The organism is Deltaproteobacteria bacterium (genome assembly GCA_028818775.1).
Taxonomy (GTDB): domain Bacteria; phylum Desulfobacterota; class Binatia; order UBA9968; family JAJDTQ01; genus JAJDTQ01.
The window spans coordinates 20,507-34,086 of sequence record JAPPNE010000064.1; the positions used below are offsets into that span (position 1 = coordinate 20,507).

Sequence of the window (13,580 nt, forward strand, 5' to 3'; positions counted from 1 at the left end):
TTTCGTCCCTTACCAAACACCTCCCTATAGTCTCCCGCCTGCCCGCCGATTCATCCTGTAGGGCGCGAACCGAAAGGGCACCGACGCCCCGAAGGGCCGCGGGAGGACATCCTCATGGAACTTTCTATGGGAAGCTCATTGGTGCGGACGGACACGACCGTCGTGGCGCTGGTGGATTCGTTGATGAGGGATGCCGTGGCGCGCGGCGCCAGCGACGTCCACATCGAGCCCTACGAGGACAGCGTGCGCGTGCGCTTCCGCATCGACGGGGTGCTCCAGGAAGTCATGGCGCCGCCCCACGGGATGAAGCACGCGCTGACCTCCCGCATCAAGGTGATGTCCGGTCTCGACATCGCCGAGCACCGCCTGCCTCAGGACGGGCGCCTGAAGATCGAGGGAACCGGTGCCGAAGTGGATGTCCGCGTCTCGGTCCTGCCGACACGTTTCGGCGAAAAGGTGGTGCTGCGCTTGCTGCACCGCTCCGACCTCGTGACCAGCCTCGACGCCCTGGGTCTGGAGGCACGCGACCGGGAACTCTTTGCCCGGGCCATGAACAAGCCCGCGGGCATGATCCTGCTCACAGGCCCCACCGGCAGCGGCAAGTCCACCACCCTCTACGGCATGCTCTCGGAGCTGAACCGGCCGGGAGTGAACATCTCCACCGCCGAGGACCCCGTGGAGTACCACCTGGCGGGCATCAACCAGGTGCAGACCCATGCCGACATCGGGCTCACCTTCGCCGCCTGCCTGCGGGCGTTCCTGCGCCAGGATCCCGACATCCTCATGGTGGGGGAGATCCGCGACACCGAGACCGCGCGCATCGCCGTGAACGCCGCCCTCACCGGCCACTTGGTGCTCACCACCCTGCACACGAACGACGCACCTTCGAGCGTGCACCGCCTCCTCGACATGGGCGTCGAACCGTATCTCATCGCCTCGGCCGTGACCATGGTGGCGGCCCAGCGGCTGCTGCGCCGGGTGTGCGATGCCTGCAAGACGCCGGTGGCACTGCCCGGTGACACGTTCACGGCGGCCCGTGCGCGGGTGGAGGAAGTGCGCGACGTCGAGGACTGCCGCGGCGCCGGCTGTCCCGACTGCCACCACACGGGCTACCGCGGACGCGTGGCCGTCTACGAGGTCATGACCTTGACGGACGAGTTGCGGAGAATGGTCCTGCGCGGCGCTTCTGCGGCCGAGCTCAAGGCCTCGGCGGTGGAGAAGGGCATGCGCACGCTGCGGCAGGCCGCCGTCGGCAAGGTCCGGCAGGGGGTCACCACCGTCGAGGAGGCGCTGCGCGTGACCGACGCGGACTCGGCCGGGTAGCCCCATGGCGCAGTACCGTTGGCAGGGCAGGAACCGCGAGGGCCGGCTGCTTCGCGGCGAGATGGAGGCCGCCGACCCCGCCGCGGTGGCGGCTGAACTGCGCCGGCGCCGGATCCAGCCGCTTCCCTCCGGCATCCGGGAGAAGGGCAAGGGGCTCCGCCGGGAGATCGCCATCCCGGGGTTCGGACCCCGGGTGGGCGCCGACGACATCGTCGTGCTGACGCGGAATTTCGCGGTGATGATCGAAGCCGGCGTGCCCGTGGTCGAGTGTCTCGGCGTGCTCGCGGACCAGACCGAGAACAGCGTCGTGCGCAAGGCGCTCGGGACCCTGCGCCTCGACGTGTCCGGCGGCATGACCTTGACCGCGGCCATGGCGCGGCACCCGCGGCTGTTCGACGTCCTGTTCGTGCGCATGGTGGCGGCCGGCGAGCACGGCGGCGTCCTGGCCGAGGTGCTCTCCCGCCTCGCCCTCTTCATCGAGCGGTCGGCGCGGCTCAAGCGCAAGGTGCGCACCGCCATGGTCTACCCCGCCGCCATCGTGGCCGTGGCGACGGCGGTGGTGGCGGTGCTGCTCCTGTACGTGATTCCGGTGTTCGCGGAGATCTACCAGGGCATGGGGAAGGCGCTGCCGCCGCTGACCGAGCTGACCATCGCCGTCAGCCGGGCGCTGTACGACTACGCCCCGTTCCTCTTGGCCGGTCTCGCGGCGGTCCCGCTGGCCCTGCGCATGTACTGCCGCACCGAGCGCGGCCTGCGCGCGGTCCACCGGTGGCTGCTGCGTCTGCCGCTCCTCGGCGACTTGCTGCGCAAGGCCGCCATCGCGCGCTTCAGCCACAACACCGGCCTCCTGCTCCGCTCCGGCGTCACCCTGCTGGACAGCCTCGCCGTCACCGCCGGGACCGCGGGCAACAAGGTCGTGGAGCGCGCCGTCCTCGACGCCCGCGACGGGCTGGAACGAGGCCGCACCTTCGCCGAGCTGCTGTCGGCCGGCGGCCTTTTCCCGGCAATGGTCTGTCACATGGTCGCCGTGGGCGAAAGCGTCGGCGCCCTCGACACCATGCTCGACCGGGTGGCGTCGTTCTACGAGGAAGAGGTCGACCGCGCGGTGACGCGGCTCACCACGCTCATGGAGCCGGCGCTGATGATCGTTCTCGGCGTCGTGCTCGGAGGCATTGTCATCTCCATGTACCTGCCCATCTTCCAGATGGGCGGCATGGTCCAGTGAGGAAGGAGTCCGCGAATGAACATGCTCGGCGATGTAGAGAGAGGACCCATGACGAGCACCCCCGACGTGCCCCGCAGACAGGACGGCCCGAGCGAGGCGCAAGCAGCCCACCGGGGACGGCGCGGCCTCAAGCGGGTCGCCGGCTTCACCCTCATCGAGTTGCTGGTGGTCATCGCCATCATCGGCATTCTGGCCGCGGTGGCCGTCCCGCAGTTCGGCTCCTACCGGCGCAAGGGCTTCGACGCCGATGCCCAGGCCAACGTCCGCAACATGGCCCTGGCCCAGGAGGCCTACTATCTGGAGAACAACACCTATGCCGATGACCCCGACGACCTCGGCGACTTCGGCTACACGCAGAGCGCCAACATCACTCCCGGCGTCACCACGGGCAACGAGACGACGTTCGTCGTCACCGCCACGGTCGACGAAGGGTGCGGCGACGGCACGGGCGTCGCCACCTACGACCAGGCCACCGGTCAAGTCACCCTGGTGAATTGCGGGCCGTAAGGCTGGCGCGAATCCCTGCTCGTGGTCCGATTCATCTTGAGACCGTCCGCGCACATCGTGCCGCCCGGTCTGCCATCAGTTCCGCTGTCCGTGCAAGAAACTGTTCATCGAGTCCCGCGTGCATGAGTCCGTTGGCGACGTGGGCGGCGTGGGTCTTCACGGCTTCACTGATCTCGAATACCCGCCGGCGAATCAGTGGAAGGCCGAGGGTCGCGTCGGTGGCGAACGCGGCCCATGCCCTGCCGTCCATCTCGCCCAGCGTCGCGCGTCTGCCGATCTTCATGGCCATACCCGGCGAGAGTTCGGCATAGGCGACCGTGGCCAGCAGGTCGTAGAGCGGCGCGAGGCGCGGACCCTCCTCGTCCTCGTCGTACAGGATCGAGAAGTTCTTGCCGTGGGCGTCGGCGTTCCCGACGATCAGGTTGAAAATTGCGGCGTCGAGCAGCTTCAGGACGTCCACCGCGGGACGCAACGCCACCCGGCGCAGCAGCGCGAAGCAGTCGGTGAGGGTGGGGCCGCCCTCGGCCGCGTATTTCCGTTCGGGGTTGATGGCGAGAGCTTGGCAGAAGTCTTCCTGGTGGATGCGGCGTACGCGGCCGTCGGAGCCGGTGGCGCGATCGTAGCGGGAGACCAGCAGGAACGTGCGCTCCCGCACCGAGCGGGCTTCGACCGAGGCGACCGCCAACTCCGCGGCGGCCGCAAGACGCATGACGAAGGCTTCGTTCTCGGTGGTGCCGGAAAAACGTGGGATCGAAGGCTTGAGGATGTGGGTGGTGGCTTGTCCCGGCGCGGGCAACGCGACCTCCCCGTCGACCAGGACCACCGGGACCTTCGTTTGAGAACCTGCCAGGGACAGCCGCAGGCCCTCTTCCCCGGCCAGCAGCGGGCGCGCGGGAAGCGCGTCGAGCAGATCGATCAGACCAGCTTCGTCAAGGAGTCTCGGCGGGTGGTCCGAATGAGCGGGCCGGGGAAGTTCTCCGGGGGGCAGGAGTTGCAGCGCGCCGGCAACGTCTCCGCCGAGCTTGTCGAGCAGCGCGAAGTCGTTGCCGCGGGAGACGCCGAGCGCTCTGGCCACCGCCTGGCGCTGGCCTTCTTCCGGGAGGAGGCCGCCGAAGAACGGGCGGCATTCGCGGCGGGAGTACGGCTCCGGCCGCTTGGGCAACGATGCCGACAAGGCCGGGGCGTCGTCACGTTGAAGCCAGTCGGACGAATAGACGAATCCCAATTCGCCGTGGCGGTCTTGCGTGAGTTGGCCGACGACCACGCCGTCCCACCAGACGTCGAGGGCGGGGCTCACGAGTTTCGCCTTCCCTTGGGTTCGGGAGGCGGCGTGATGTCGAACGTGCACCCGAGCGCCTCCAGGACCTGGAGGGCCTTGCCCATCTGCGCGGTAGGCTTTCCGGCTTCGAGGTCCACGATGAAGCGCACGCCCACGCCCGCGGCCCCGGCAAGCTCGAACTGCCGCAGGCCGGCCGCCTTGCGCGCGCTGCGCACGATGTCGCCGATGTCCCCGGAGGTGAGGGTTCGAGCAGGCATGGTGATTTACCGTTCGGGAATATTAACGAGGATCGCCGTTTAGGTCAAGTGGAAATTCCCGAACGGGAACGCCAACCTAGCCGTCGGATGAGTGTTTCCTCGAAATTCCCGAGCGGGAAATTATTGTTGGCGTTCCTGGCTGTTGGAGGGATAGATTCCCGATCGGGAAGTCCGCGCCGGGTTCGGATGGATCATTCGGACACGGTTTCCTCGGCGGGCACGCGCGTGGGGAGGGGGTTCTTGTCTTCCTTGATGAAGTCGAAGAGGAGCCGCGGCACGTCGTTGCAGGCGATGCACCGGGGCGTTATCGGCTGACTGCCGTCCGGGTAGATCATGTTCTTGAGGTAGAAGGGCTTCTCGGTGCCGACGTAGCCGTCGTAGTAGAACGCCAGCTTGCCGCACTGACTGCATTCAAGGTACTTCGCCATGCTCAACGTCTTTCTGGGTTTCGGGTCCTGCCGGGTTTTCGACGGCCCGCATTTCTGCCTTATGCCTCGAAGCTGCCGGTGATCTCCTGGTGGCCGTCGTTCTCTGTATAGCCTTCCTCGCGGTACAGGCCAAGCGCCTTCATCACCGGGGTGTCGTGGATGGCGAACAGCAGCGCTTCGCCGTCGGTCTCGTTGGCGTGCTCGTGCCACGCCCAGGGCGGCACCACGAAGAAGTCCCCGTCCTCCCAGTCGAAGCGCTCGCCGTTGATGACCGAGTAGCCGTTGCCCGAGAAGGCCAGGTAGACGGAGCTCTGCACCTGCCGGTGCGCCTGGGTGCGCACGCCGGGCCTGATCTTCTGGATGGTGCAGCTCATGGTGGTCAGCACCGGGCCGCCGGTGTTCGGGTTCAGGTACTCGAAGCAGACGTCGTCGTGGGGGCTGGCCGGGCCTTCGCCGATGCGCTGCAGCGCGTCGTAGGTGGGCTCCCACTTGAAGTTGAGCAGCGGTGAACGGTGCTCCGGCGGTTTTTCCCAAGTGGGGCGCAGGTGCGTCACGCCATACTTCCGTTCGGATTCGTTGACGTGGGTGATGGGGAAGCGGTGGTCCGGGTACATCTCGAAGAAGGTGGCGTCCAGGTCTCCCACCAGCGGCAGGTCGAGCCCGTCCATCCAGATCATGGGCTCGTCCGACTCGCAGCCGTGGTCGTGCCAGTCCCAGTTGGGCGTGAGCACCAGGTCGCCCCGGCTCATGACGCACTTGTCGCCGTTCAGGTTGGTGTAGGTGCGGTCGCCTTCGATGATGAAGCGGATAGCCGACGGCGAATGCCGGTGGCAGGGGGCGATCTCGCCGGGCTTGACGATCTGCACCGCGGCCCAAAGGGTGCGCGTGGCCGCGGGCTTGCCGCCCAGTCCCGGGTTCACCAGCCCCAGCACGCGCCGTTCGCCGCCGCGCTCGATGGGCACGAGATCGCCCGCAGTGTGGGCGAGCCGGCGAAGGTCGGCCCAGCGCCACAGGTGCGCCTTCACCGGCGACCGCGGTTCCGTGGTGAGCTGGCTCGATGTGATGTTCCACAGCGGCACCAGGTGCTTCTCGTCCACTTCCCGGTAGAATGCCTCGGTTTCCATGCTCGTGCTCATGGGATGCCTCCCGGCGCAAGTGTCCTCAAGGTATCCTCAATTCGCCGACCCCTGCAGCGCCAGCCTCAGCCCCGGTTTCCGGATGTACACGTGGTTGGCCTTGCGGCCGCGCAGGTTTTGCAGCAGGCCGAGCACGCCGTTGCCGGTGTACGGGGTGGCCGGGCCGGCGGCGCGCATGGCGTTGAACTCGTCCTTGGTGATGAGCCAGCGGAGCAGCAGGTCGTCGTCCGAGAGGCCGGGCTCGAAGCCCTTGCGGATCTCGGCGATGGACGGTTGCGGCGGCTCCCATTTCGCCAGTTCCCGGGCGCGCGGCCGGTCGAGGATCCTGGCCTTGACCTCCGGGTCCATGAGCCGGCTGCCTTCCTCGCCCCACAGCCCCAGGGCGTAGAGGATGCTCTGGTCGGTGACCTGGGTGTAGCGCTCGCCCACGATGACGTTGATGGCCGCCTGGCTGCCCACGAACTGGGACAGCGGCGTCACCATGATGGGGTAGGCGAACTCCTCGCGCACCCGGCCACATTCCTCCAGCGCCTCCTGGAACTTGTGCTCCAGGCCCACCTTCTCCAGTTGGTGGCGCAGGTTGGAATACATGCCGCCCGGCACCTGGTGGAGGTACTGGCCGTGGTCGTATTCCACCGGCCGCCCGAGCGGCAGGCCCTCCTGCTCGGCGATGCGGGTGAAGTGTTCCGACACCGCGTGCAGCGGCTCCTCGTCCACCGCGGTGGTGTGCCCCAGCGCCCGGGCGTTGGCGACGACGTTGAACAGCGACGGGTTGGACGAGGCGTTGGCCAGCGGCGGGATGGCCGTGTTCACGATGGTGATGCCGAGCTTGACGGCCTCCACGCAGCACAGCGGCCCCAGCCCGGTGGTGCAGTGGGTGTGGAACTCCACCGGGATGCCGCCTACGTTCTCCAGCACCAGCGGCACCAGGGTGCGCACCCGGTCCGGGGTGATGAGGCCGCCCGGGTCCTTGAGGCAGATGCGCGACAGGTCCAGGGTCGCCGCCTGGCGCGCCCGCTCCGCGTAGTACTCGTCGGTGTGCTTGGGCGACACCGAGTAGATCAGGTTGATGATGGGCTCGAGCCCGGCTTCCTTGGCCGTCCTGACCTTGTTGCGCCAGCCCTCGAAGTCGTTCCACTCGTCCGAGATGCGCGCCTGGCGCATGCCGTTGGCGCTCATGCGCTCGAGGTAGAGCCGGTACAGGGAGAAGGGCGTCACCTCGAAGGCGTTGAAGCGCCCCGAGGTCATGCGCAACGGCGTGTTGGGCATCTTCGCCGCCATCAGGCGCAGGCGCTCGAACGGGTCCTCCCTGAGGTCCCGCGCCAGCTTCTTGAGGAAGATGCTCGACATCAGCTCCATGGCGTCGAAGCCCGCCCGGTCCATGCGCTCGGCGATGGGCAGCATCATGCCCGTGCGCATGCGCGTGGCCCACAGGCTCATCTGCCCGTCGCGCAACGTGGTGTCCACGAAATGGATCTCGCTCATGGGCGACAGCCTAGCACAAATGACGGAGGGAGTGGGATTCCGGCGCCCCTCGTTTGACGCCGGCCCGGCGACGTTCTATTCAAGTCCGGGTGCCATGCTGTACGGTCGACAGCGTGCGCATCCACTACGACGAGGCCATCGCCGCGGCGCCGGCGAGTTTCCCGAACGGCAAGGTTCAATTCAACTCAAGCGACACAGGAGGCATCCCCATGGCAAACAGGCTTTTCAACTCGAAGAATTCGATGTTCTGCGAGAAGCTCCGCGTGGTCCTGACCATGAAGAAGGTTCCCTACGAGGTGGTGGACGTCCGCGCCGACAACCGCGAGTCCCTGATCGCGTTCTCCAACCAGCGCAAGGTCCCCACCATGGACATCGACGGCCGGTGCGTTCAGGATTCCACCATCCTGGCCAAGTACTGGGAGGAGCAAGTCCCCGAACCCTCCATCTACCCGGACAATCCCTCGGACAAGGGGCTGTGCCTCATGATGGAGGACTGGGCCGACGAGGACCTCAACGGCGCCGTCTTGGCGTTCCGCCGGGCCCAGAACGACGACGAGCTGAAGCAGGCCGAGGACGGGTTGGCGGTCCACCTGGAGAACCTCGACCTCCTCTACTCCGGCAGGGACTTCCTCTTCGACCGCATGACCCTCGCCGACATCTCCATCTACACCCAGCTCCACTACCTCTACACCGCCCTCGACCGCGAGATCGACGGCAAGTACACCCACGTCCACCGCTTCCTGGAGCGCATGATGAAGGCGACGGGCGTGTCGTCGATCAAGGAGGTGGCGTAGGCGCCCTTGGGTCTGTTTGTTCTCAGACCCTGCCCCAACGGATGCAACGGACTACCCGGATTCGAATGATGGGCCGTTCATCCAGGGCCATGGCGCGGTACTGAGTGTATTTCCGGCGCAGCAGCCGGACCGCCTTGCGGTGGGCGTCTCCGTCGGTGAGGATGCCGGCTTCGCCCTGAATGATGATGTGGGCCAGCCGGGACCAGTCCTCGTCGTCGTAGCGGTGGACGACGACGGATATGCAGGGGTTGGCGCGGATGTTGCGGATTCGTTTGAGCTCCCGCGCTGTGGCGGCCTTGGGCTTCTCGTCGATGGGTGAGTAAAGATACTCGCCGTCGAAGGCGAAGCAGAAGGGGACGTTGAGCGGCTGGCCGTGCTCGTCGACCGTGGCCAGAATCCCCACACGGGCCTGACGGATGAACGCCGCTTCCTTGCGGGTCATCGCCGGAACTACAGCCTGTAGTCCCCCAGCAGTGTCGGCGCGAACAGATCCTCCACCGTTGGGATCTCCGCCAGCAGCCCCTGTTCGCCCATGTAGCGGATGAGGGACTCGATGACGTGGCGGTTGGGCTCGATGCCGTAGGGCCACCAGTCGTCGCCGAAGACGTCGCGCAGGAGGGCGATCTCGGCCTGGAGCCAGGGGAGGGTGCTGGCCATGGTGTTGTTGATGTTCATGCGCGCGATGGCGTCGTCCTTGGACCGGCAGAAGGCGGTGTAGAGGCTCCGGGCGACCCAGGGGTTGGCTTCGTACACGTCTTTGCGGATCACCACGGTGTGCATGATGGGGAAGAGCCGGGTGCGCCGGTAGTAGTCGATCTCCACGGACTTGAAGTCGGGGAACAGGCGGCGGATGTGGGGCGCGCCGGCGGCATAGCACGAGGGGATGCGCGCGCTGACGATGGCGTCGATCTCGCCCTTGTCGAGCATGTCGTTCAGGGTGCGGTCCTGCGGGATGGGCTGCACCTTGATCTCCGGCGGCAGCCGCAGCGCGATGCGCTCCTTCCGTCCGGGCACTTCCTGTCCGCCGGTGAACCACTCGGCGTCGCTGGCCTTGACCCCGTAGTCGTCGCTCATGAAACCGCGGATCCACACCGCCGCGGTCATGGCGTACTCGGCCACGCCGATGCGCTTGCCGCTCAGGTCCTCGGGCTTGTCGAGGCCCCGGTCGGTGTTGATGAACACGCAGGAGTGGCGGAAATAGCGCGACGGGTAGACCGGGATGGCGATGAACGGGCTCTCGCCGCGGGACGTCATGGTGATGTAGTTGGACAGCGACATCTCCGAGGCATGGAACTCCTGGTGATGCCCCATGCGCCAGAAGATTTCCTCGGCCTCGAGCGGCAGGTAGTTGAGGGCGATGCCGTCGGGGCTCAGCGAGCCGTCCTGCAGGGTCTTGGTGCGGTCGTAGTCGCCGCACGCCAGCGTCAGATGCAGTTTGGACATAATCGTGTTCCTTGCGCGTCCACGCGCGCGTCGATCCGCCGGGGCCGGTCGCCGGCGCGGCCGGAGGGTCCCGGCGCGGGTTGCATGGTCAAACCTCCACCTTGTGGATGACGAGTCCGGTGACCAGTTTGGGGAAAAAATAGGTGGACTTCTGGGGCATCTTCTCGCCCTTGAGCGAGACGGCGATCATTTCGCCGGCGGTGGGCGGGTTGAGGATCAGGGCGGCCTGGCAGCGGCCGGCCTCCGCCTCGGCCAGCGCCTCCTCGGCGTCGTGGGTGTACGCCACGGCGTCGGTGTTGACGGCGTCGCGGGTGGACACGCCGAGGATGTGCTCCATCAGCAGCACGTGCAGGGTGGTCACGTCCAGCCCGCGGAGCTCCGGGCTCATGTCCGGCGCCAGCCGCTGCATCGCCGCCGCGTCCTTCGGCCGCAGCGCCAGGTAACGCGTGTCGTCCCTGAAGGCGGCGCCGAGCACGCGCGCGCCGTCCTTGGCGTGTTCGAGAGTTTCCAGGAACCGCCGCCGGCCGCCCGCATCCCTGGGAAACGCCTCCACGTGGAAGTACCGCTGGAGCTTCTCTTCAAGCTCCGCGGCGGGCACCGGGGGCATCTCGCGCACCAGCCGGTGGGTGGGCAGGATCACCACGCCTTCCTCGTTCAGGTTGGCGAAGTACATCATCACCCGGTTGAACCCCTCGTCGCCGGTGGCGCCGGGCCGTTCCGCCAAGCGCCGTCGCCGGTAGTTGCCGGCGGCCTCGTAGCGGTGGTGTCCGTCCGCGATGAAGACCTCGCGCTCGCGCAGGGCCTCCCGCACCATGGCGATGAGCCCCGAGTCCGTCACCGCCCACAGCCGCGAGGTGCCGAACTCGCCCAGCTCCGCCTCGACCTTGGGCTTTTTCGAGCGGACGTGCTCGCGCAGAGCGTCGGTGAGGGTGGGCTTCTCGTCGGAGTAGAGCCCGAGGATGGAGCTGAACTGGGCGTCGCACGCCAGCATCAGCTTCAGACGGTCTTCCCTGGGCTCGGCCAGGGTGGCCTCGTGCCCGTGGATGGCGCCGTCGCCGAAGTCCTCGATGGAGGCCAGCGCGATGAAGCCGCGCCGCTCCCGCGTGATGCCGTCCCTCAGCCGGTACTGCTGGCTCAGGTAGTAGATGGCCGGGGCTTCCTCCGGCACCAGCGTGCCCTCGTCCTGCCATTCCCGGAAGCGCTGCGGCACCGTCGCGTACGGATCGGCGTCGCGGCTGAAGTCGATGCGCACGACGTTGCGCGGCGAGCGCTCGTACAGCTCGGCCTGGTGCTCGGGAGAGATGACGTCGTAGGGCGGCGCCATCACGCTCGAGAAATCGCCGACCTTGCCGGGGTCGTAAGTCAGTCCCCGGAAGGGAAAGATCTTGGCCATTGCGGGTCTTCTCCGGCTTCCCCTACGCCTTCAGGCTTTCCTGGAGCTTGGCGTCCCGGGTCTCCACGCCCGCGGCCAGCTCCTCCTTGAAGCGGGCCAGCTTGTCCGCGAGTTCCGGGTCCTTCCGCGCGATGATCTGGGCGGCGAAGATGCCCGCGTTGGCGGCGCCGCCTTTGCCGATGGCCATGGTCGCCACCGGCACGCCGGCGGGCATCTGCACCGTCGCCAGCAGCGCGTCCATGCCGTCCAGCGCGGATGCGCTCAACGGCACGCCGATGACCGGCAGCGTGGTGACCGCGGCCACCACTCCGGCCAGATGCGCCGCCGCGCCCGCGCCGACGATGAACGCCTCGATGCCCCGATCCGCCGCGCCCTTGGCGTAGGCGTGGGTGCGCTCGGGCGAACGGTGAGCGGACGATATGTGCATCTCGTAGGGGATGCCGAAGGACTCCAGCCGCGTGGCGGCCTCCTTCATCACCTCCACGTCGGAATCGCTGCCCATCAATATCGCCACTTTCGGACTCTGATCCGTCACTGTGTCTCCTCCTTCATGCGTCATCTAGTCGCGCTCTATCGCACGCCGTGCGATGTCCCGGCGGTAGTGCATACCCTCCCAGGCAATTTTCCCCACGCCTTCATAAGCCGCTCTGGTGGCCGAGGCAATGGTGTCTCCCAATGCGGTCACGCCCAGCACGCGGCCGCCGGCCGTGTGCCAGCGGTCTTCCCGGCGGGTGGTGCCGGCGTGGAACGCGTATCCGTTGCTCCAGGAATCGAGGGCGTCCAGTCCCTCAATCTCCATACCCGTTCGATATTCGCCCGGATAGCCCTCGGATGCCAGCACGATGCACACCGCCGCCTCATTGGACCACTCGGCGGCCGCTTCCCGCAACCGGCCCTCGGCGGTGGCCATGAGCAGCGACGGGAGGTCGGAGTCGAGGCGCATCATGATGGGCTGGCACTCGGGGTCGCCGAAGCGGCAGTTGAACTCCAGCACCTTGGGGCCGTCCCCGGTGATCATGAGGCCGGCGTAGAGCACGCCGCGGTACACCAGGCCGCGGCGCTTGAGCCCGGCCGCCAGCGGCTTGAGCACCCGCTGCACCACGGCGTCGTGCACCGCCGCGTCCACCACCGGCGCCGGCGAGTACGCTCCCATGCCGCCGGTGTTGGGCCCTTCGTCGCCGTCGAAGATGCGCTTGTGGTCCTGGGCCGAGGCCAGCGGCAGGAAGTCGTCGCCGTCCATCAGGGCCATGAAGGAGGCTTCCTCGCCGATCAGCAACTCCTCGATGACCACCCGCTCGCCGGCCGCGCCGAAGACCCTTTGCCCCATGATGGCGTCGAGGGCGGCTTCGGCCTCGGCCCTGCCCGAGCATAGGATCACGCCCTTGCCCGCGGCCAGGCCGTCCGCCTTGACGACGCAGGGCCGGTTGTGCGCCACGTACCGGCGTGCCTCGTCCAGGTCCGAGAACACCTCGCAGGCCGCCGTGGGGATGCCGTTCTCCAGCATCACCTCCTTGGCGAAGGCCTTGCTGCCCTCGAGCCGGGCCGCCTCGCGGCTGGGTCCGAACACCTTGAGCCCCCGGCTTTCGAACAGGTCGGCGATGCCCGCCACCAGCGGCTGCTCCGGCCCCACCACGGTGAGGTCGATGGCCTCCCGCGCGGCGAAGTCCGCGAGCCTGTCGATCTCGCCTGCGCCGATGTCCACGCGCTCCGCCTGCCGGCCCATGCCGTCGTTGCCGGGCGCGCAGTACAGCCTCTCCACTTCCGGGCTCTGGCGCAGCTTCCAGACCAGCGAATGTTCCCGCCCGCCGCCGCCGATGACGAGGATGTTCATGACGATTCGGGGCGTTGGCGGGCCATTTCAGTGCCTGAAGTGCCGGATGCCCGTGAACACCATGGCCAAGCCGTGCTCGTTGGCGGCGGCGATGACCTCTTCGTCGCGGATGGAGCCGCCGGGCTGGATGACCGCGCGTGCGCCGGCTTCGGCGGCGGCGTCGACGCCGTCGCGGAAGGGGTAGAAGGCGTCGGAGGCCACCACGGAGCCGGCCAGGTCCAGGCCGTGAGTCTTGGCGCGGGTGACGGCGAGCTGGGCGGAGTCCACCCGGCTCATCTGGCCGGCGCCGACGCCGAGCAACTGGTCGCTGGAGGTGAACACGATGGCGTTGGACTTGACGTGGTGGCACACGCGCCAGGCGAAGCCCAGGGCCTTGAACTCGTCGCCTGTGGGCTGCCGCTCGGTCACCACCTTGCATTCCCGGACGTCGATGGGCTTGTGGTCCCAGTCCTGCACCAGCACGCCGCCGTGGACCCGGC

15 protein-coding genes and 1 pseudogene are annotated in these 13,580 nt (G+C 67.7%); 5 read left to right on the top strand and 11 right to left on the bottom strand.

Annotated features, from left to right (window positions below; genetic code table 11):
• Positions 1–126: 126 nt before the first annotated feature.
• The 4 genes and pseudogenes from OXU42_08440 to OXU42_08455 all read left to right on the top strand — a co-directional run bounded on the left by OXU42_08440 (position 127) and on the right by OXU42_08455 (position 3,055).
• Positions 127–1,323 carry an ATPase, T2SS/T4P/T4SS family gene (locus OXU42_08440; GenBank protein ID MDE0029411.1) on the top strand — a complete coding sequence of 399 codons (1,197 nt, stop codon included), beginning with the start codon at positions 127–129 and terminating at the stop codon, positions 1,321–1,323.
• Positions 1,324–1,327: 4 nt separating this feature from the next.
• Positions 1,328–2,548 carry a type II secretion system F family protein gene (locus tag OXU42_08445; protein ID MDE0029412.1) on the top strand — a complete coding sequence of 407 codons (1,221 nt, stop codon included), beginning with the start codon at positions 1,328–1,330 and terminating at the stop codon, positions 2,546–2,548.
• Between the two features lie 66 nt (positions 2,549–2,614).
• Positions 2,615–2,764 (top strand): annotated as a pseudogene (locus OXU42_08450) (type II secretion system protein).
• Positions 2,747–3,055, top strand: coding sequence for a type IV pilin protein (locus OXU42_08455; GenBank protein ID MDE0029413.1), 309 nt, complete (start codon positions 2,747–2,749; stop codon positions 3,053–3,055). The pseudogene OXU42_08450 and the gene OXU42_08455 overlap by 18 nt, the downstream one beginning before the upstream one ends.
• Positions 3,056–3,086: 31 nt before the next feature.
• Here OXU42_08455 and OXU42_08460 read toward each other — a convergent pair whose 3' ends face one another.
• The 5 genes from OXU42_08460 to OXU42_08480 form a co-directional block, all read right to left on the bottom strand.
• On the bottom strand, positions 3,087–4,352 hold the full coding sequence (locus OXU42_08460; GenBank protein MDE0029414.1) for a type II toxin-antitoxin system HipA family toxin: 1,266 nt from the start codon (positions 4,350–4,352) through the stop codon (positions 3,087–3,089).
• Positions 4,349–4,591, bottom strand: a complete 243-nt coding sequence (locus OXU42_08465) for a helix-turn-helix transcriptional regulator (protein MDE0029415.1) — start codon at positions 4,589–4,591, stop codon at positions 4,349–4,351. Before OXU42_08465 ends, OXU42_08460 begins: the two co-directional genes overlap by 4 nt.
• 191 nt (positions 4,592–4,782) lie before the next feature.
• Positions 4,783–5,019, bottom strand: coding sequence for a hypothetical protein (locus tag OXU42_08470; GenBank protein ID MDE0029416.1), 237 nt, complete (start codon positions 5,017–5,019; stop codon positions 4,783–4,785).
• Positions 5,020–5,078: 59 nt separating this feature from the next.
• Positions 5,079–6,155: a cupin domain-containing protein gene (locus OXU42_08475; protein MDE0029417.1), complete on the bottom strand. Its 1,077-nt coding sequence runs from the start codon at positions 6,153–6,155 to the stop codon at positions 5,079–5,081.
• 36 nt (positions 6,156–6,191) lie between these two features.
• Complete coding sequence (locus tag OXU42_08480) at positions 6,192–7,640, bottom strand: biotin carboxyl carrier protein (protein ID MDE0029418.1); 1,449 nt, start codon at positions 7,638–7,640, stop codon at positions 6,192–6,194.
• 209 nt (positions 7,641–7,849) lie between these two features.
• On the opposite strand from OXU42_08480, the gene OXU42_08485 reads away from it, so the two are divergent.
• Positions 7,850–8,434, top strand: a complete 585-nt coding sequence (locus tag OXU42_08485; protein ID MDE0029419.1) for a glutathione S-transferase — start codon at positions 7,850–7,852, stop codon at positions 8,432–8,434.
• A 22-nt stretch (positions 8,435–8,456) separates the two neighbouring features.
• On the opposite strand, the gene OXU42_08490 is transcribed toward OXU42_08485, so the two are convergent.
• From OXU42_08490 to purH, 6 genes are all read right to left on the bottom strand, one after another.
• The gene (locus tag OXU42_08490) at positions 8,457–8,876 is read right to left on the bottom strand and encodes a TIGR03668 family PPOX class F420-dependent oxidoreductase (protein MDE0029420.1); all 420 of its coding nucleotides are present in this window, start codon (positions 8,874–8,876) and stop codon (positions 8,457–8,459) included.
• 8 nt (positions 8,877–8,884) lie between these two features.
• Positions 8,885–9,877 (bottom strand): ABC transporter substrate-binding protein, encoded by a 993-nt coding sequence (locus tag OXU42_08495; protein MDE0029421.1) that lies wholly within the window; start codon positions 9,875–9,877, stop codon positions 8,885–8,887.
• Positions 9,878–9,965: 88 nt separating this feature from the next.
• Positions 9,966–11,270: a DUF1015 domain-containing protein gene (locus OXU42_08500; GenBank protein MDE0029422.1), complete on the bottom strand. Its 1,305-nt coding sequence runs from the start codon at positions 11,268–11,270 to the stop codon at positions 9,966–9,968.
• 22 nt (positions 11,271–11,292) lie between these two features.
• Complete coding sequence (gene purE, locus OXU42_08505) at positions 11,293–11,829, bottom strand: 5-(carboxyamino)imidazole ribonucleotide mutase (GenBank protein MDE0029423.1); 537 nt, start codon at positions 11,827–11,829, stop codon at positions 11,293–11,295.
• Positions 11,830–13,101, bottom strand: a complete 1,272-nt coding sequence (purD, locus tag OXU42_08510; GenBank protein MDE0029424.1) for a phosphoribosylamine--glycine ligase — start codon at positions 13,099–13,101, stop codon at positions 11,830–11,832.
• 27 nt (positions 13,102–13,128) lie between these two features.
• Positions 13,129–13,580: bifunctional phosphoribosylaminoimidazolecarboxamide formyltransferase/IMP cyclohydrolase (gene purH, locus OXU42_08515; GenBank protein ID MDE0029425.1), on the bottom strand; the 452-nt coding region annotated here is incomplete at its 5' end.